Raw genomic sequence first — 17031 nt, 5'->3', positions numbered from 1 at the left:
CTTTATTGAACGAGAGCGCAGCCGCCCCTGGCCACCACTTCCGCAAACATTCCGGGTGCGCCTTTAATGCCCCTGTAATGACGCGCGACACCGAAACAAGGCGCGCCCGTTTAGGGGAAACCCCTTCTTCGCCGCAAGCCAAATTGGCCCCACCTGTGGGCTTTTTTGATTGCAGCCTGTCGGCGGGAGGTGCCTTTGGGACGACAGGATGGGCGAAAAACGCGTTTCAGCCGCGTGCGGTGGCACTTTTGGTACACGATTTCGGACATGCGCGGAGTATATTTAGACCTCCCGCTATGCGCGTCAGGTTCGGAAAATCCCACTATGACCAATTTCACGGCTGACGGTTTCAAATCGTCCGACAAAGCGGCTATGTCGTTCCATGCGAGCGCAATGGCAGGAGCGGCGATCTGGCACGGATGGAAGCCAACGAAGGCGCGGTGACTGTTCAGGTCAGGCGCAGCACATATTCTGCCGAAATAGGTACGGCGGAAACGTTGGACGTGCCTGTCGAAGCGCCGATCGCCATTGAGACGAACGGCATTGCCTATGCTGTGATGATGGCGACTCCGCTGGATATGGAGGACTTTGTCAGCGGCTTCCTGATGGCGGAAGGTTTGGCGCAGGCGCATGAAGTGGGCGAGGTGGCGTTGCACCGCGTGGAAAACGGTGAATGGGGGAACGGCCACGTCGCCCGCGTCAATTTGCCGCCCGAACGGTTGGGGCCGATCCTAGAGCGCGCGCGGCGACGAGTGGGAGACAGTTCCTGCGGGATTTGCGGAATAGAGGGTATCGAGGCGGCGCTTCGCCCGCTGCCGACGCTGACCCGATGCAGCGGCGCGCAGCCGCAGGCGATCGCGCGCGCGCTTGAGGCGTTGGAATGTCTCCAGCCCCTCGGCAAGCTGACAAGGGCGATGCATGCGGCGGCATTCTGCGACGAAGGTGGCGTTATCCAACTCGTGCGCGAGGACGTGGGCCGGCATAATGCGCTGGACAAGCTCATCGGCGCGCTCGCAAGGCAAGGCATAGATCCCGCCATGGGCTTCATCCTCATGACCTCGCGCTGTTCCTACGAACTGGTCGAGAAGACCGTGCGGGCCGGCTGCCCCATGTTGGTGACGATTTCGGCGCCCACCGACCTGGCGGTGCGGCGGGCGAAGGCGGCCGGCCTTTCACTGGCAGTGGTGGTGCGCGGAGATTCGATGCTGTTGGTGGATTAGGGCTATGCCCGCGTTCGCCCGGCGCGATTGCGACGAATATCGATCGGCGAGGGGCGTTGGTCGATCGGTATTTCCGGTTTTCCTTGTAGTGGCCGGCCAGCGACTCTAGATTCCGCGACATTTCCGGGGTTTTGGAAGGACAAGGATTTTCCCGTCATGGCCGATGCGACCGATCAGACTGCCGCAAGCGAGCTGAAGCTGACTCCGCCCGAACCCGTGCCCCCTGTCCAGCCCGAGCGTGCGGCCGGCCTGGTGCCGGTGGATGATGAGCAGAAGTCAAAGCTGCAGGTCCGGGTCAGCGAATTTGTCGATGGCCTGGTGGCGCAGGATTCGAACTCGCCAGAGTTCGGCCGCCGTGTCGATCAGATCACGAATATGGGCCGCAAGGAAATTGCTGAGGCATCCGGCCATTCCAATCGTTTTCTCGACAGACCCGTCCGCGCTATGGACAAGGACGCGGGCGTCGGCGCTGATCTGGCCGAGCTGCGCCGGACGATCGAAGACCTCGATCCCTCCACCAAGGGCGATCTCTTGGCGCCGCGCAGACTGTTCGGAGTGATCCCCTTCGGCAGCAGGCTGCGCAATTATTTCGATGGCTACAAGAGCGCGCAGGGCCACATCAGCGCCATCCTGGCCCGCCTTCAGGGCGGCAAGGACGAACTGCTGATGGATAACGCCGCCATCGACGTGGAACGACAGAACCTCTGGGCGGCGATGGGCAAGCTGGAACAGATGGTCTTCATGTCGAAGGCACTGGACGAGGCGCTGGAACAGAAGGCCGCCGATCTGGACCATACCGATCCCGCCAAGGCGAGGGCGGTGCGCGAGACGGCGCTGTTCTATGTACGCCAGCGCACGCAGGACCTGCTGACTCAAATGGCCGTCTCAGTGCAAGGTTACCTCGCGCTTGATCTGGTCAAGAAGAACAATGTCGAACTGATAAAGGGCGTCGATCGCGCCTCGACCACGACCGTCGGCGCGCTTCGCACGGCGGTGTCGGTGGCTCAGGCGATGGCGAACCAGAAGCTGGTGCTGGACCAGATCACCGCCCTGAACACCACCACCGCCAATATCATCGATGGCACCGGTCAGATGCTGAAGGACAATACGGCGCGCATTCACGCTCAGGCATCCGGTGCGACGATCCCGCTCGAAACGCTGCGCCGTGCTTTCCAGAACATCTACGACACCATGGATTCGATCGATACCTTCAAGCTCAAAGCGCTAGATTCCATGAAGCAGACGGTTATCGCGCTGGAAGGGGAGATCGGCAAATCCAAGGCTTACATCGCCCGCGCGCAAGGCCAGGCCGAAGGCGCTCCAGCTGACGGCAAGGCTGCGCCGTCGCTGTTGGAGGCGGTGGACCAATAAGACATGCCGCCGGCGCCCGTTCGAGTTTCGCAGGACTTGATCCGCGCCGCGCGCCGTCAGCGCGCGGCGCGACTCTATAATGCCCGCAAGGAGCGCTGGGCTTTTCGGCTGCGGCGGATTCGCAGGGCTTTCCTGGCCTTGGCCGGAATCTGGATAGTGACGCTTGTTGCCGCACTCGCGTTGGGTGGCCTGTCATTCATGATCTCGATGCTTGCCGTCCTGCTGGGGATTGCCGTGTTCATGGTGCTTGCAATCTATCCCGCCACGCCGCGGCTGCATGCCGGCGATCTCGACAAGGCCAGTCTGCCCGAACTGGCCGGCTCAACTGAGCTGTGGCTGGAAGGCAAGCGCCGCGCATTGCCGGGTGCGGCTGTCGACGCGATTGACATGATCGGCGTTCGCCTTGAACAGATCGCCCCGCAACTGGCCGCGCTTGATGAAAACGGGCCCGCGGCCAGGGAAGTGCGCAAGCTGTTGTCCGAACATTTACCGGGACTGATCGACAGTTACACCCGCATCCCGGCTTCGTTGCACGGAAAGCTTACCGCTGGCGGTGTGACGCCCTCCGAACAACTCGTGGACGGCTTGTGCGTCATCTCCGACCAGATCGAGGCCATGAGCCTCGATCTTTCGCGCAATGATCTGGATGCGTTGGCGACGCGCAATCGTTTTCTCGAATCGAAGTACGTCGATCGGGATTGAGGCAGGCCGCGGTCGCGGATCAGCCCCCGGCTTCCTTCACCGTCTCCATGGCCACGAAAGTGGAAGTGCTGGCGACGTGCGGCAGGCTTGAAATCTTTTCACCCAGCACCGTCCGATAGCGGCGGATATCCGCCGTGCGGACCTTGAGCAGGTAATCGAAACTGCTGGCGATCATGTGGCATTCTTCAACCTCGGCAATGCGCCTCACGGCCCGATTGAACTCGTCCAGCGCCTGTTCACGGGTGTCCGACAGCTTCACTTCCGCGAAAGCTACGTGATCGAGCCCCAGGCCGGCCGGATCGATAACGGCCCGGAACCCGCGAATAACGCCGCTGCCAATCAGCCGGCGCATCCGGATTTGGCACGGAGTTTTCGACATGCCGACACGCCTGGCGAGGTCAGTGACAGTGATCCGGCCGTCCTCTCTGAGCACTGTGATGATCTTGCGGTCAAGGTCGTCCAGATCGACTTTCATAGGGAAATTTTCCATCCGAATCGTAGAGCAATTTGCCTGAATTTTAGTCAGTTCACCTTACAATGCAGCCATAATAAGGCACATTTTCTGACGTGATTGCTGTAGGCTGGCGCCATGACCACGCCTCCTTTTGCCGCTTTCGCCCCGCCTTTGAGCGATCTTTCTTCTCTACGGCGCACGATTGCCGAAGCGCGCCGCCGCGATGAAGCGCAATGTCTGGCCCCGTTGCTGGAAGCGGCGACGCTGCCCGCCGACGCGCGTATCTCCATTCGCGAGACCGCGACGCGCCTTGTCACCGCCCTTCGTGGCGAACGTAAGGGCGGCGGCGTCGAGGCGCTGGTTCAGGAATACGCGCTTTCCAGCCAGGAGGGCGTCGCCCTGATGTGCCTGGCCGAGGCGCTGCTGCGCATTCCCGATGATGCTACCCGCGACGCGCTGATCCGTGACAAACTTGCCGAAGGCGATTGGAGCGCGCATCTGGGCGGCGGCAAGTCGCTTTTCGTGAATGCCGCGACGTGGGGCCTGGTCGTTACCGGAAAATTGGTCGGCACGGTCGACGACAAGGGGCTTTCGGCCGCGCTTGCCCGCCTGATCGCGCGGGCGGGTGAGCCGGTGATCCGTCGGGCGGTGGATCTGGCCATGCGCTTGCTGGGTGAACAGTTCGTCGCCGGCGAAACCATCGACGAAGCCCTGAGGCGCGCGCGAGACTGGGAGGCGAAAGGCTTTCGCTACAGCTATGACATGCTCGGCGAAGCCGCCGCGACCGCCGCTGACGCGGAGCGATACAACAACGATTATGAGAACGCGATCGAGGCCATCGGCGCTGCAGCCGATGGCAGAGGCGTTTACCTTGGCCCCGGCATCTCGATCAAGCTTTCAGCGCTGCATCCTCGCTATGCGCGGGCGCAGGCGGATCGCGTCATGACAGAATTGCTGCCGCGCGTAAAAGCGTTGGCCTTCCGGGCCAAGGGGCATGGCATGGGCTTCAATATCGATGCAGAGGAAGCCGATCGGTTGGAACTTTCACTGGATCTGCTGGAAAGCCTTGCCCTCGATCCTGATCTTCGGGGCTGGGACGGCCTTGGCTTTGTGGTGCAGGCTTACGGCAAGCGGTGCCCCTTCGTGATCGACTGGATCATCGATCTGGCCCGCCGCGCGGGGCGTCGCATCATGGTCCGGCTGGTCAAGGGGGCGTACTGGGACGCTGAGATCAAGCGGGCGCAAGTTGACGGCCTTCTCGATTTTCCGGTCTATACTCGCAAGGTCCACACCGATGTTGCGTATATTGCCTGCGCTCGTAAGCTGTTGGCGGCGTCAGACGCGGTGTTCCCGCAGTTCGCCACGCACAATGCTCAGACGCTGGCGGCGATCTATCATCTTGCCGGACCGGACTTCGCGGTGGGGCAGTATGAGTTCCAGTGTCTTCATGGCATGGGAGAGGCGCTTTATGCGCAGGTCGTCGGCGCGGGCAAGCTGAACCGCCCCTGCCGCATCTACGCTCCGGTGGGCACGCATGAGACGCTGCTGGCCTATCTCGTGCGCCGCCTGCTGGAGAATGGCGCGAACTCCTCATTCGTTAACCGCATCGCCGATCCCGCCGTGCCGGTAGAGGATCTCGTTGCCGATCCGGTCGATCAGGTTCGCGCCATGCCCCATCCCGGCGCGCGGCATGAGCGGATCGCTTTGCCCGGCGATCTTTTCCCCGGCCGTCGCAATTCGGCAGGGCTGGACCTCACCGACGATTTGACGCTGGCCGATCTGTCACAGGCGTTGCGTGCTTCCGCCCAGGTGGAATGGACCGCGGCGCCGGAAGGGGGTGAAGGCACCAGGCGAGACGTTCGTAACCCGGCGGATCATAATGACCTTGTGGGGCAAGCTATCGATGCGTCCGCGGAGACTGCGGTTGGGGCTGTAGCGCGCGCCGCCGGCAGCGGCTGGCGCTATGTTCCGGTGGTAGAGCGCGCAGCAATCCTGGAACGCGCGGCCGACGCCCTTCAGGAGCGCATGGCCTTGCTGATGGGCCTCGCCATGCGCGAAGCGGGCAAATCCGCCGCCAATGCCATTGCCGAAGTGCGCGAAGCCATCGATTTCCTGCGGTACTATGCGCATGGTGCGCGCGAAACTCTTACCGCAGAGAAAATTTCCCTCGGCCCGGTGGTCTGTATCAGCCCATGGAACTTTCCTCTGGCAATCTTCACCGGTCAGGTTGCCGCCGCGCTGGCCGCGGGAAATCCGGTGCTCGCCAAGCCGGCGGAGGAAACGCCGCTGATCGCCGCCGAGGCCGTGCGCCTGCTGCACGAGGCGGGGGTGCCGCGCGACGCACTGCAACTCTTGCCCGGTGACGGCATCGTCGGCGCGGCCCTGGTTGCGGCGCCGCAAGTGGCGGCGGTGATGTTCACTGGCTCTACCGAGGTTGCCAGACTGCTTCAGCGTCAACTCGCTGGACGCCTTTCTCCGGAAGGGCAACCGATCCCGCTGATCGCGGAGACCGGCGGGCAGAATGCCATGATCGTGGATTCTTCGGCGCTGGCCGAACAGGTCGTCGCCGACGTGCTCTCTTCGGCTTTCGACAGCGCTGGGCAGCGGTGCTCGGCACTGCGTGTGTTGTGTCTGCAGGAGGAAGCGGCCGGCCGAACGCTGGCGATGTTGAAAGGCGCACTGGCCGAACTGCGCGTGGGCAATCCCGATCGTCTGACCACCGACATCGGCCCGGTCATCACTGCGCCGGCGCAGGTCAACATCATTCGCCATATCGAAGCGATGCGGGCGAAGGGACACCGCATCACGCAGCTTGCGGTTCCTTCCGAAGCGGCGGCTCAGGGCACCTTTGTTGCGCCAACGATTATCGAGATCGGCTCCGTCGCCGAGCTGACGCGCGAAGTGTTCGGGCCAGTGCTGCATGTCGTACGTTTCCAGCGCGAGGAGCTGGGCAAACTGATGGAGCAGATCAATGCCACCGGCTATGGCCTCACGTTCGGGCTGCATACGCGGCTCGACGGCACGGTGGCGCAAGTCACCTCGCGCGTGAGGGCGGGCAATCTTTACGTGAATCGCAACACGATTGGAGCGGTCGTTGGCGCGCAGCCTTTCGGCGGGCGCGGGCTTTCGGGCACGGGACCCAAGGCCGGCGGACCGCTTTACCTCAGTCGGCTGGTGCATCGGCCGCCGCATGTGCTGACAGCGCTTGGCAAGACGTCGCCGCTTCTCGACGCTTTCGTCGCCTGGCTGGAGGCGTGCGGCGAAAATGAGGTCGCTCGGACCGCCCGTTCGCTTGGAGCCGGTTCAGCGCTCGGCACTGAGGCGGAATTGCCGGGCCCGGTGGGAGAGCGCAATCTCTACGCGCTTCGTCCGCGCGGTCGCATCCTGCTGCGCCCCGTGAGCGAAAAAGGCTTGCTGGAGCAGATGGCCGCCGTGCTCGCCACTGGCAACCGCGCGACCGTACAGGGGATGCTACTGCCGCCGAGCCTTCCCGCCGCACTTGCCGCGCGATTTGCGCCCGATCCTTTAGAACCGTTTGCCGCCTGCCTGGTCGAGGGCGATGAAAGCGCCGTTCGCGCCGCGTGCGAAACGGCAGCGGCGCTGGAAGGAGCCGTCGTCCCCGTCTACACTGAACCGGGGCCGAACTGCGCCTGGCTGCTGGAAGAAGTTTCCACCTCGATCAACACTACAGCAGCGGGCGGCAATGCCAGCCTGATGATGATCGCCTGAGGGCTCGTCTTAACCACGAGTAAGCAGTTTTCTTGTAGGCGTCGCGGCCGGGCGACGCATGTGTCGCGGGAAAACGCTACGGGGCGATGCGGCACGAGCGACCATGGATGGGATTGCCAGGACGGCCAGCGGCCCGCAAGGCCGCGCCGGAATTGCCGTGCGACGAACGGCTTGGGCGAGAATGGCGGAGGCTGGAGGAGCACGCCACGCTGCCTTCGCAGACTCTTGCCTTCCACACGGCGCTGGCCCGCACAATGATGGGCAGTCGGATCGTCGAGATCGCAACCGCTCGCGAAATGGAGGACGTGGTGGCGATCCTGCCGCTGTGCCGCCGTCGCGGGTGGTGGCGACGCTGGCATGCCGCGGGCGCGCGGCAGGTTTACGAACCTGTAGATGCGCTGTGTCGAAGTGCTCAGGACGCCGCGCTGCTCGCCCGCGTTCTGGCCCGACTTTCGCGGCCCTTGCGGCTCGATCGCGTTCCCGCCGAGTCACCGCTGGTGGCGGCGCTTGTGGCTGCGATGAAGGGTAGGGGGCTGATCGTTACCCGCCCCGCTCAGCCGAGTCCGACAATCACTTTCGCGCCGGGCGAAACTGATCCCGAACAGCGTTTTAACGCCGGACGCCGTTCGGACTTTCGCCGCGCGCGTCGCCGCGCCGAGGCGTTGGGGGACGTTTTGTTCGAAATGCACGCACCGCCGCCTGAGACGTTCGACGACTTGTTCGAACAGGCGGTCGCGGTGGAGCAGCGAGGATGGAAGGGGGAGGCCGGTACGGCGCTGGGCACTGATGCGGCCAAGGCATCGTTCTTCCGCGATTTCCTGTTCCGTGCGAGCCAGGAAGGGCACTGCCGGATCGCCTTGATGCGGATCGGCGGCAGCGCAGTCGCCATGCAACTCGGTGTCGAGTTTCAACGCCGCTATTGGTTGTTCAAGATCGGGTTCGATCAGAATTTCGCGCGATGTTCGCCTGGCAACCTTTTGATGCTTCATGCCATGGCGGACACCGCGGCACGGGGCCTGCTGGGCGTCGAATTGCTTGGCGAAGTCGAATCCTGGATCATCGAGACCTGGACACAGGATGCTATCGACTGTCTTCGCGTGCAGACATATCCGTTCAATCTGCGCGGGCTGGCCACGTTTCTGGCGGAATGCGCGATCTGGGCGTGGCATCGGCTGCCGTTTCGCGGAACGGCCGGATGAGTGCGGGTCTTTCGACGAGGCTGCGGGCGGCGCTTTCGCGGGGGGTGGAAGCCATGGCGCCGGTTGCGGACGCGGCTGCTGCTGCACGGTCCGCCGATCGCCTGGCGCAGCAGGGTGTCGCTGCGACCCTGAGCTATTTTCCGGCCTGGAACGGTGTTGCCCAGGGCATCATTGAAGCCTGCGAACGGTTATCCGACGTAAAGCCGCCGCCGGGCACCTGCCTGGCGATCAAGGCGGCTCCCCTCTATTTCAGCAAGGACAACCTGCGAGCCGTGGCGCGCCCGGCAAGTGCGGCAGGCATGACCGTGGTGTTCGATGCGCTCACGCACGTGCAGGCAGGCGATACAATGGACCTTGCCGAATGGATGGCAGGAGAATTTGCTTCCGGGGGAGTGGCGCTACCAGCTCGTTGGCGTCGCAGTGTCGGCGATGCTTTGCGATTTCGCGACGTTCCGGTGCGCATCCGGTTGGTCAAGGGAGAATGGGCCGATCCCGATGGCCATGTGGCTAATATCGAGGATGCTTACATGGCGCTCGTGCAAAGCCTGGCCGGACGGGCGGCGCCGGTGGGCATTGCCACGCACGATCCAGCTCTTGCCAAGCGCGCCCTACGCCTGCTGCGCGATGCAGGCACCCCTTGCGAGTTGGAGCAGCTTCGCGGTTTGCCCGGCAGGCAGACGCGCCGCGTTGCCAGCGCCATGGACGCGCCGGTACGGCTCTACTGGCCGTTCGGACCCGGCTGGTGGCCTTACGCGGCGGAAAAGCTGTTGGAGCGGCCGTACCTGCCGTGGTGGTGGCTGAGGGATAAATGGGGCCGGCTATGACCCCGGCTATTCCCGGCGACTTTCGATAACCGGAGATGAGACGTCGAAAGCTAAATCCTCTCAAACTTCTCCACGTTTTCCTCCAGCCAATTCCGCAGCTTCTTCGCGGGGCGGCCCAAGAGATACTGGACGGTGTCGGAGCGTCTCCAGGCGTGTTCGTTTGCCTTCTCGAACTTTATCATCTCTAGAATTAAATCCCCGGCGTCTGGAATTTTAAGAAATTCTGCAAGAGGTTGGGAGTTGTATGCCAGAAACCGTTCCTCATCGTCATGGAACGTGACTTTCTCTCCCAGAACGTCACTCAAAAGCTCTGCGAACTCCCTGAAGGACAGCAAGTCGTGACCATTATTCAGATGATACGTGGCGCCCACGTGGCGGCGATCATTCGATAACAACAATACTGCGGCGCATTCGCCGATATCGACCTTGTCATTAAACGCCATTTTCCTGTCATGAGGCATCACGAGCACGCGGTCTTTCCTGACCGGATACGCGAACAGCGGCGTGGCCATGGTCTGCATGAAAAAGGCCGCACTGTTAAGAAACGTCACCTGCAGGCCACTGCCCTCGAGAACGGCACGGGCGTAGAGGTGCTGGATAGAGGGAACGTTGCCGCCACGTTTGATGAAGTCGGGCACGCGGTCCAGAGTCATGCCGGGCGGGTCGCCCGTCAGCCTCACTATATGCTGCACATCGGCGGCTTTCGCAGCTTCGGCAACATTGGTCATCGCCGCAGTTTCATCAAAGAAATCCGGCGTGATAACGAATGCCGCGTCGACTCCGGAAAGGCCGGCCTTAAGCGAATCTTTGTGAAAATAGTCGGCGATTTGCACATCCGCGTCCGGGAAAAGCCGTTGAAGCTCTTCGCGGGCATCCTCTCTGCGCACCAGTAATCTCAGACTCACATCCGGCTGATGGTCAGAGATGAAGCTGGCGGCAGACTTGCTGATCTCATTTGATCCGCCGAACAGGGCGATCAGCTTGAGAGGCCGTGTAAACTTTTCCGGCACATCGCCGGTTTCACGCCGTGTGTTTTCAACGGACATATTTTTCGTCCCATCGCCGAACTTCGCCAACGAAGCCGCGCTCAATGGGCTTCAAGCATGAAATTGGCCGGGATTACTATTGTGCTGACCGCAACAGTTTCACCGAATGCGCAAAAATCGCCCCTGGCCTCAATGCCCGCGGGTTTGGAACGGCACTTTTGGGCAGCGAGACGTACGGGCCCGCCCTCAGAATACCGGATCGAAGCCCGGAGGCAGTTCGCTGGAAGCATCGTCATCCTGGCCGGGGACGTGAATGCCGCACTCGGTCTTGTCCCAGCCGCGCCAGCGGCCCCAGCGCGGATCTTCCCCTTCAGCGACCTTGCTGGTGCAGGGCATGCAGCCGATCGAGGGATAGCCTTCCGCCACCAGCGGGTGCGGGGGCAGGTCATTTTCCTCGATATAGGCGGCGAGGCGCTCGGGCGACCAGTCGATCAGAGGATTGATCTTCAGGCGTCCCTGCGCGTCCGTGGTGTCGATCTCGAAACGCGGCAGGCTGGAACGGGTTGAAGCCTGGAATGCCTTGCGCCCGGTGATCGAGGCGTCGAAACCCAGCAGCGCCTTGGCAAGCGGCTTCACCTTGCGGATCTCGCAGCAGCCGTCCGGATCGTAGGACCAGCGCAGCCCGCTCTCGTCCTTCTTCGCCAGTTCCTCAGCGTCAGGCGTCAGGTTGCGCAGATCCTTCAGGCCAAGGCGTTCGACCAGCAGGTCACGATAGGCCAGCGTTTCCGGGAAGTGCTTGCCCGTTTCCAGGAACAGCACCGGAACCGTGGGATCGACCCGCGAAACGAGATGCAGCAGCACCGCGCTTTCCGCCCCGAAGCTGGACACGATCGCGACATCGCCTGCCATGCGTTCCTCAAGCAGCGTCTCGAGCATTTCGAGCGTGTCGGTGCCGCGGAACAGGCGGTTGAGACGCACCGCATCGGCTTCCGCGAAGCGCGGGCCGGTATCGATGCGGTCGCGGATGCGTGTCGCTTGGTTCATGTGATTAATCCCAGGAGAGGTCCTTTTCAGGCCGGGTGCCGCAGCGCCCAGATCGGAGTCCGCTCGTCCGCCGCGTGCTGATAGACGAACTCATAGCGGTTCAGCGCATTCTCGACGTCAACCGGGTCGAGCGGATGCTCGGGCGCGAAGCTGTCAAAGCCGCAGCGCCGCATGAAGAAGATCAGGTCCACCAGCACGTCGCCCTCGGCGCGCAGCTCGCCCGTGTAACCCGCCTCGCGCAGGATGCGCGCGGTTGAGAAGCCGCGGCCGTCGCGAAAGCGCGGGAAGGAAACCTCGATTAGCCGTAGCCGGTCGAGATAGGGGATCAGCAGGCGTGCATCCTCTCCCGCCTCGATGCGCACCGCCGTGGCGTTGGATTGCCCAAGGAAGGCGTCCAGCGTCACCGCTGGTTCCTCATGCACGGGGTCGTCTCGGAAACGCAGGGCATCAGCCATAAATGGCCTCCTTGAAAGTATCGAAGCCGACACGGCGATACGTGTCGAGAAAGCGCTCACCCGGCTGGCGCTGCGCGCGGTAGCATTCAAGCGCGCGCTCGACAGCGTCGACCACGCCGTCCTCATCGAAGCCAGGGCCGGTGATCTTGGCCTGCGAAGTATCCTCCGCGCCCGATCCGCCGAGCAGGAGCTGGTAATTCTCCGTGCCCTTGCGGTCGACGCCCAGGATGCCGATGTGGCCGGCGTGATGATGGCCGCAGGCGTTGATGCACCCGGAGATCTTGATCTTCACTTCGCCCAGGTCGAGCTGTCGGTCGAGATCGGCGAAACGCTCCGCGATCTTCTGCGCGACTGGGATCGAGCGCGCATTGGCGAGGCTGCAGTAATCAAGGCCGGGGCAGGCGATGATATCTGTCACAAGGTCTAAATTGACGTCGGCGAGGTCCGTTTCGACCAGCGCCTTCCAAACGGCGTGGAGATCCTGCTTGCGCACGTGCGGAAGGACCAGGTTCTGGCCATGCGTTGCACGCAACTCATCAAAGCTGTATTTCTCGGCCAGATCCGCCACCAGTTCCATCTGGTCGGCTGAGATGTCTCCGGGAATGCCGCCGATCGGCTTCAGGCTGATGTTGACGATGGCATAGCCCGGCGCCTTATGCGCCACGGTCTGCCGATCGATCCATACCGCGAAGTCCGGGTCGGAACGGTCGATTTCCTCGGAAAGGCCGGTTTCGAACGGCGGCGGCGCGAAGTAGGCCGCGATGCGGTCATACTCGGCTTGAGGCACGTCCTGACCCAGCGCGAGGAAATGCTGGAACTCCTCGTCGACCTGACGGCGGAACTCAGCCTCGCCCAGTTCATGGACCAGGATCTTCATCCGCTGCTTGTGGATATTGTCGCGGCGCGCATTTCGGTTCCAGACGCGCAGCACGGCCTGCAGGTAGGACAGGATCTGCCCAGTGGGCAGGAAATCGCGGATCTTGTAAGCGATGATGGGCGTGCGGCCCATGCCGCCGCCAGCATAGCATTCGAAGCCGATCTCGCCCGCGTCATTCTTCACGATGCGAATGGCGAAATCGTGCCAGCGCAGCGCCGCGCGGTCTTCTTCGGCGGCGATCACCGCGATCTTGAACTTGCGCGGCAGATAGCTGAATTCCGGCATGAACGTGGTGATCTGCCGGATGAGCTCGGCCCAGGGGCGCGGGTCCATGATCTCGTCAGCGGCGGCACCGGCGTACTGATCGGCTGAGATGTTGCGGATGGATTCGCCGCTGGTCTGGATCGCGTGCATTTCCACCGTCGCCAGCTCGGCCAGGATGTCCGGCGCTTCTTCCAGCTTGATCCAGTTATACTGGATGTTCTGGCGCGTGGTGAAATGGCCATAGCCGCGATCATAGCGGCGGGCGATATGCCCCAGCTTACGCATCTGCTCTGAGTTGAGCGTGCCGTAAGGGATGGCGACGCGCAGCATGTAAGCGTGCAATTGCAAGTAAAGACCGTTCTTCAGCCGCAGCGGCTTGAACTGGTCGTCATTCATGTGCCCTTCGATGCGGCGGCGCGTCTGGTCGCGAAACTCTTCGACGCGGGCATCGACCATGGCCTGGTCATACTTGTCGTACTTGTACATGTCAGATCACCCAGTTGCCGGCGGTGGGATCAGCGGGCTTGAGAGAAAGGTCCGGGCGGACCGTGGGACCATAGGCGCGGACGCGGTCCTTGATGTGAGCGGGGCGGACTTTGCCATCAGCGTCAGGTTCGCCGTCGATCGCGTAGCCGCCGTTCACGCGGCAGGCGGCGGTTTCCGTCGCCAGGATGACATCGGCGTGCTCGCCGGCATCGACGGCGTCCTCGACATGCAGCGACCAACCGCTGCCGTCCCACCAGACGACCGCTCCGGTCTTGAGATCGTTGCCGGTCAATATCTTCACTTCCCCAACTCCATTGCTTGCGCTTCCAGCGCCAAGGCGCGCAATTCACGTTCGGATTCGGCGCGTGCGACGTCGCCGATAACGATAATCGCCGGGCTTTGCACCTGCTCTCGGGCCACCAGTTCGGCAAGGCCCGCAAGCGGTGCACGCAGCACGCGCATCTGGCCGCGCGTGGCATTCTCGACCACGGCCACGGGAACATCCGGTGCAAGGCCGTCCTCGATCAGTTTTTCCGTGATCTGCGGTGCGGTGGCCAGGCCCATGAAGATCACCAACGTGCGGCCCTTGCCCGCCAGACCAGACCAGTCCTGATCCGTCAGCCCCTTGCATTGTCCGGCCACGAACGAGACGATCGAGGCATGATCGCGGTGAGTCAGCGGGATCTGCGCGGCAGCGGCGGCGCCCAGCGCGGAGGAAATCCCGGGCACCACTTCGACAGGCACGCCGGCGGCGCGACAGGCGTCCACCTCTTCGCCGCCACGGCCGAAGATAAAGGGATCGCCGCCCTTGAGGCGCAGCACGTCACGCCCCGATAGAGCTTCACGCACGAGCAGGTCGTTGATCGCTTCCTGTTTCATGGTGTGCCGCGACCGGCTCTTGGCGACGGAGACCAGCTGCGCACCGGGACGAGCCATGGACAGAATCCTCGGATCGACCAGCCCGTCATGCACGATCAGCGATGCGGACATGAGCAACCGCGCCGCGCGCAGCGTCAGCAGATCCGGATCGCCGGGGCCCGCGCCCACCAAGTGGACAGTGCCTACGCCGCGTCCTTGCGGACCGGAAGCCTGCCGGCGGGAAGGGGGATTCGCTCGCATGGTGGCCATGTGGCCGCGATCGCCGCGCCCTGCCAGCCAGAATGGCTTTGCGCCGCTTTAGGGCAGCTTTACCGGCCTGGCGTTCGAATGCGGCAGGTATCGGACGACTAACCCGTTCGCTAACCGAATCTTAACTCCGTGGGCCGACGATTCAGGTCTCCTCGGGAGATAGATTATGCCGATCTCGGCCCATTTCGAAGATGTGCAAACGACTGACGAAAAGCCGCGGGCCAGGCGGCGCAGGCTGTTGCTTGAGGCGCGGGGCGCGCTGGAATCCGGCCAGGCGACGCTGGTTCTCGTTCACAACGTGTCGGAAACCGGTCTGCTGCTGGAAACGGAAGACCAGCTTGAGATCGGAGAGGCTATCGACCTCGACCTGCCTGAGGCGGGAAACGCCCGTGCCCGCGTCATCTGGGCCAGCGGCCGGCTTTATGGTTGCGCGTTCGACACTGCGCTTCCGTCGGCGGTGCTCAGCGCGGCCCAGCTTCGCAGCGCGGTTCAGAACGACGCCGGCATCGGACCGGCGCCGGTCCCCGCCGGGCCGGCGGCCATCGGTGGTGAGACGCTGGGCGAGCGGCTTCACCGGCTGCGCAAGCTACGCGGTCTTACGCAAGGCGAACTGGCGACCCGCTTGGGGGTCAGCAAGCCGACGGTCTGGGCATGGGAACAGGGACGCGCTCGTCCCATCGAGGAACGGCTTGAGGCGATCGCGCAAGTGCTTGGCGTTTCCGCCGTCGATTTGCGGCCGGGGCGCACCGTGGCCGGGCTTCCCGAACTGCTCACGCGGTGCCGCCAGCAGATTGCCGCCGCCGTCGAGGCTTCTCCTGACAAAGTCAGGATCATGATCGAGTTGTGAGTGGATAGAGGCTCCGTTTCAGGTTTCCTGATCGATATCGATAGAGGTCGGTTCGGGAAAGTTCCGTTCGGGTATCCCGCTTCTGCGCTGAACACGTCTTTGCCTCGCCTCCCACAAAATATTCTCGGCGGCTAGCCTGGCGAGGAGCGCCGGCGCTGCGAAAAATGTTCTCCGCATTTCTGAAATCGCCATCAGTGATTTCCCTACTTTTCTAATCCTTTCCTTGATGGTAAATACTTGAATAACAAGCTTATAGTATTAAGTCTGTTATATAACGGGACTAACGTACTTATTACTGTTCTGCTTGAAAAAGGGGGGTCGGCAAAGATTGTGCACCTATGGGTGGGCAGGTTTCCTGCGGGGGTAATGTGATTTTTATTTCGAGGTGCAGGATCGAAATACGCTGACTCGTGTCGATTTCTGGAATTCGGGGTTCACCGAAATGGACATGGATTTTACAATCAAGGAAAGTTCCGCGCTTTACGGGTTGCTGGCGGAGACCACTTCGGACGTCATCCTCAAGACCGATCTTGCGGGAAACATCGTTCACGCTTCACCTTCGCTGGAACGGCTCGGTTTCCGGGTGCCTAATATGTTGATCGGGCCGCGACTGCTCGATCTTGTCGCGCCCGAGGCGAGGGAGGAGGTGGAGCGCACGCATGCCGATGCGATCGCCGGGCTCGGCGATGAGCATTGGGTGGAATTTCCGGCCATCACAACCGATAGCCGTCAACGCTGGTTCGAAATCCGGACGCGCGCGCTGACGGACGAAAGCGGCAAAGCTTACGGTGCGCTCAGCATTATGCGTAGCATTGACGAGCGGCGCGATCTGGAGGCGCAACTTTTCGCCGCCACTTATACGGATCCCCTGACGAAACTGACTAATCGCGCGGCCTTTATCTCCATGCTCGAACATATGGTCGACAAAGAGATGGACGGGTGCCTGGCGATGTTCAGCATCGATTTCTTCCGTACCATCAACATGAAGTTTGGCCAGACCACGGGCGACGAAGTGTTGGTGGTCTTCGCCGACCTGTTGCGCGAGATGCTGCGGGCAGACGACATCATCTCGCGCATCGGCTCGGAACGGTTCGCCGTTCTGCTGCCGCGCACGACGCCGCAGCAGGCCGAGGCCATTTGCAGCCGCGTGATCGCTACTCTGGCGGAGCTGCGTCAGAAAGTCGGCGAAAGCCGCTTTGCGATTACCGCGAGCGCCGGCGTCGCCTGCATCGGCGAGAGCCTCGATTCCACGATCGAGCGTGCCGAGATGGCGCTATTTGTCGCCAAGGCCAAGGGTCGTAATCGGCTGGAGATGGAAAGAGCTGGGCGAGGCGTGAGTCATTGATTGAACGGCACATTATTCTTGACATAACGAACCATTTGGGTTATATGCCGCAGCACTCGGGATAACCGGGTCACCGCAGGTGCGCGGAAGCGAATGGCCA

15 protein-coding genes are annotated in these 17031 nt (G+C 62.5%); 8 read left to right on the top strand and 7 right to left on the bottom strand.

Annotation, left to right across the window (positions count from 1 at the left end; translation table 11 throughout):
• Window positions 1–419 precede the first annotated feature (419 nt).
• The 3 genes from fdhD to V7D69_RS00710 all read left to right on the top strand — a co-directional run bounded on the left by fdhD (window position 420) and on the right by V7D69_RS00710 (window position 3293).
• Window positions 420–1220, top strand: coding sequence for a formate dehydrogenase accessory sulfurtransferase FdhD (fdhD, locus tag V7D69_RS00720; protein ID WP_333604826.1), 801 nt, complete (start codon window positions 420–422; stop codon window positions 1218–1220).
• A gap of 156 nt (window positions 1221–1376) precedes the next feature.
• The gene (locus V7D69_RS00715) at window positions 1377–2591 is read left to right on the top strand and encodes a toxic anion resistance protein (protein ID WP_324062838.1); all 1215 of its coding nucleotides are present in this window, start codon (window positions 1377–1379) and stop codon (window positions 2589–2591) included.
• Between the two features lie 3 nt (window positions 2592–2594).
• Complete coding sequence (locus V7D69_RS00710; protein WP_324062836.1) at window positions 2595–3293, top strand: hypothetical protein; 699 nt, start codon at window positions 2595–2597, stop codon at window positions 3291–3293.
• A gap of 19 nt (window positions 3294–3312) precedes the next feature.
• Here V7D69_RS00710 and V7D69_RS00705 read toward each other — a convergent pair whose 3' ends face one another.
• A complete protein-coding gene (locus V7D69_RS00705; RefSeq protein WP_442947028.1) occupies window positions 3313–3768 on the bottom strand; it encodes an Lrp/AsnC family transcriptional regulator in 456 nt (151 codons plus the stop codon).
• Between the two features lie 114 nt (window positions 3769–3882).
• Here V7D69_RS00705 and putA point away from each other — a divergent pair, with 114 nt between their 5' ends.
• From putA to V7D69_RS00690, 3 genes are all read left to right on the top strand, one after another.
• Window positions 3883–7476, top strand: coding sequence for a trifunctional transcriptional regulator/proline dehydrogenase/L-glutamate gamma-semialdehyde dehydrogenase (gene putA / locus V7D69_RS00700; protein WP_333604824.1), 3594 nt, complete (start codon window positions 3883–3885; stop codon window positions 7474–7476).
• Window positions 7477–7583: 107 nt separating this feature from the next.
• Window positions 7584–8675, top strand: a complete 1092-nt coding sequence (locus V7D69_RS00695) for a GNAT family N-acetyltransferase (RefSeq protein ID WP_324062829.1) — start codon at window positions 7584–7586, stop codon at window positions 8673–8675.
• Window positions 8672–9499, top strand: coding sequence for a proline dehydrogenase (locus V7D69_RS00690; protein ID WP_324062827.1), 828 nt, complete (start codon window positions 8672–8674; stop codon window positions 9497–9499). The genes V7D69_RS00695 and V7D69_RS00690 overlap by 4 nt, the downstream gene beginning before the upstream one ends.
• 50 nt (window positions 9500–9549) lie before the next feature.
• Here the strand turns inward: V7D69_RS00690 and V7D69_RS00685 are convergent, their stop codons facing one another.
• The 6 genes from V7D69_RS00685 to cobA form a co-directional block, all read right to left on the bottom strand.
• A complete protein-coding gene (locus tag V7D69_RS00685; protein WP_333604823.1) occupies window positions 9550–10545 on the bottom strand; it encodes an NmrA family NAD(P)-binding protein in 996 nt (331 codons plus the stop codon).
• Between the two features lie 186 nt (window positions 10546–10731).
• Window positions 10732–11529, bottom strand: coding sequence for a phosphoadenylyl-sulfate reductase (locus V7D69_RS00680; RefSeq protein ID WP_333604822.1), 798 nt, complete (start codon window positions 11527–11529; stop codon window positions 10732–10734).
• 26 nt (window positions 11530–11555) lie between these two features.
• On the bottom strand, window positions 11556–11984 hold the full coding sequence (locus tag V7D69_RS00675) for a DUF934 domain-containing protein (protein WP_324062822.1): 429 nt from the start codon (window positions 11982–11984) through the stop codon (window positions 11556–11558).
• The gene (locus tag V7D69_RS00670) at window positions 11977–13611 is read right to left on the bottom strand and encodes a nitrite/sulfite reductase (RefSeq protein WP_333604821.1); all 1635 of its coding nucleotides are present in this window, start codon (window positions 13609–13611) and stop codon (window positions 11977–11979) included. Before V7D69_RS00670 ends, V7D69_RS00675 begins: the two co-directional genes overlap by 8 nt.
• Before the next feature lies 1 nt (window position 13612).
• Entirely contained in the window at window positions 13613–13912 is a 300-nt protein-coding gene (locus tag V7D69_RS00665) for a DUF2849 domain-containing protein (protein ID WP_324062818.1), read from the bottom strand.
• Entirely contained in the window at window positions 13909–14730 is an 822-nt protein-coding gene (cobA, locus tag V7D69_RS00660; protein ID WP_333604875.1) for a uroporphyrinogen-III C-methyltransferase, read from the bottom strand. Before cobA ends, V7D69_RS00665 begins: the two co-directional genes overlap by 4 nt.
• A 175-nt stretch (window positions 14731–14905) precedes the next feature.
• Between cobA and V7D69_RS00655 the strand changes: the two genes are divergently transcribed.
• Entirely contained in the window at window positions 14906–15586 is a 681-nt protein-coding gene (locus V7D69_RS00655; RefSeq protein ID WP_324062816.1) for a helix-turn-helix domain-containing protein, read from the top strand.
• Window positions 15587–16034: 448 nt separating this feature from the next.
• Window positions 16035–16931, top strand: a complete 897-nt coding sequence (locus V7D69_RS00650; protein ID WP_324062815.1) for a GGDEF domain-containing protein — start codon at window positions 16035–16037, stop codon at window positions 16929–16931.
• The last annotated feature ends 100 nt before the right edge of the window (window positions 16932–17031 follow it).

Source organism: Novosphingobium sp. (genome assembly GCF_036733805.1).
Lineage (GTDB): Bacteria > Pseudomonadota > Alphaproteobacteria > Sphingomonadales > Sphingomonadaceae > Novosphingobium.
This window is presented reverse-complemented; position numbering and strand designations above follow the sequence as displayed.

Coding starts and splice junctions, on each gene's coding strand:
- fdhD (WP_333604826.1), top strand. CDS start 420: ATGGAAGCCAACGAAGGCGCGGTGACTGTTCAGGTCAGGCGCAGCACA.
- V7D69_RS00715 (WP_324062838.1), top strand. CDS start 1,377: ATGGCCGATGCGACCGATCAGACTGCCGCAAGCGAGCTGAAGCTGACT.
- V7D69_RS00710 (WP_324062836.1), top strand. CDS start 2,595: ATGCCGCCGGCGCCCGTTCGAGTTTCGCAGGACTTGATCCGCGCCGCG.
- V7D69_RS00705 (WP_442947028.1), bottom strand. CDS start 3,768: ATGAAAGTCGATCTGGACGACCTTGACCGCAAGATCATCACAGTGCTC.
- putA (WP_333604824.1), top strand. CDS start 3,883: ATGACCACGCCTCCTTTTGCCGCTTTCGCCCCGCCTTTGAGCGATCTT.
- V7D69_RS00695 (WP_324062829.1), top strand. CDS start 7,584: ATGGGATTGCCAGGACGGCCAGCGGCCCGCAAGGCCGCGCCGGAATTG.
- V7D69_RS00690 (WP_324062827.1), top strand. CDS start 8,672: ATGAGTGCGGGTCTTTCGACGAGGCTGCGGGCGGCGCTTTCGCGGGGG.
- V7D69_RS00685 (WP_333604823.1), bottom strand. CDS start 10,545: ATGTCCGTTGAAAACACACGGCGTGAAACCGGCGATGTGCCGGAAAAG.
- V7D69_RS00680 (WP_333604822.1), bottom strand. CDS start 11,529: ATGAACCAAGCGACACGCATCCGCGACCGCATCGATACCGGCCCGCGC.
- V7D69_RS00675 (WP_324062822.1), bottom strand. CDS start 11,984: ATGGCTGATGCCCTGCGTTTCCGAGACGACCCCGTGCATGAGGAACCA.
- V7D69_RS00670 (WP_333604821.1), bottom strand. CDS start 13,611: ATGTACAAGTACGACAAGTATGACCAGGCCATGGTCGATGCCCGCGTC.
- cobA (WP_333604875.1), bottom strand. CDS start 14,730: ATGCGAGCGAATCCCCCTTCCCGCCGGCAGGCTTCCGGTCCGCAAGGA.
- V7D69_RS00655 (WP_324062816.1), top strand. CDS start 14,906: ATGCCGATCTCGGCCCATTTCGAAGATGTGCAAACGACTGACGAAAAG.
- V7D69_RS00650 (WP_324062815.1), top strand. CDS start 16,035: ATGGATTTTACAATCAAGGAAAGTTCCGCGCTTTACGGGTTGCTGGCG.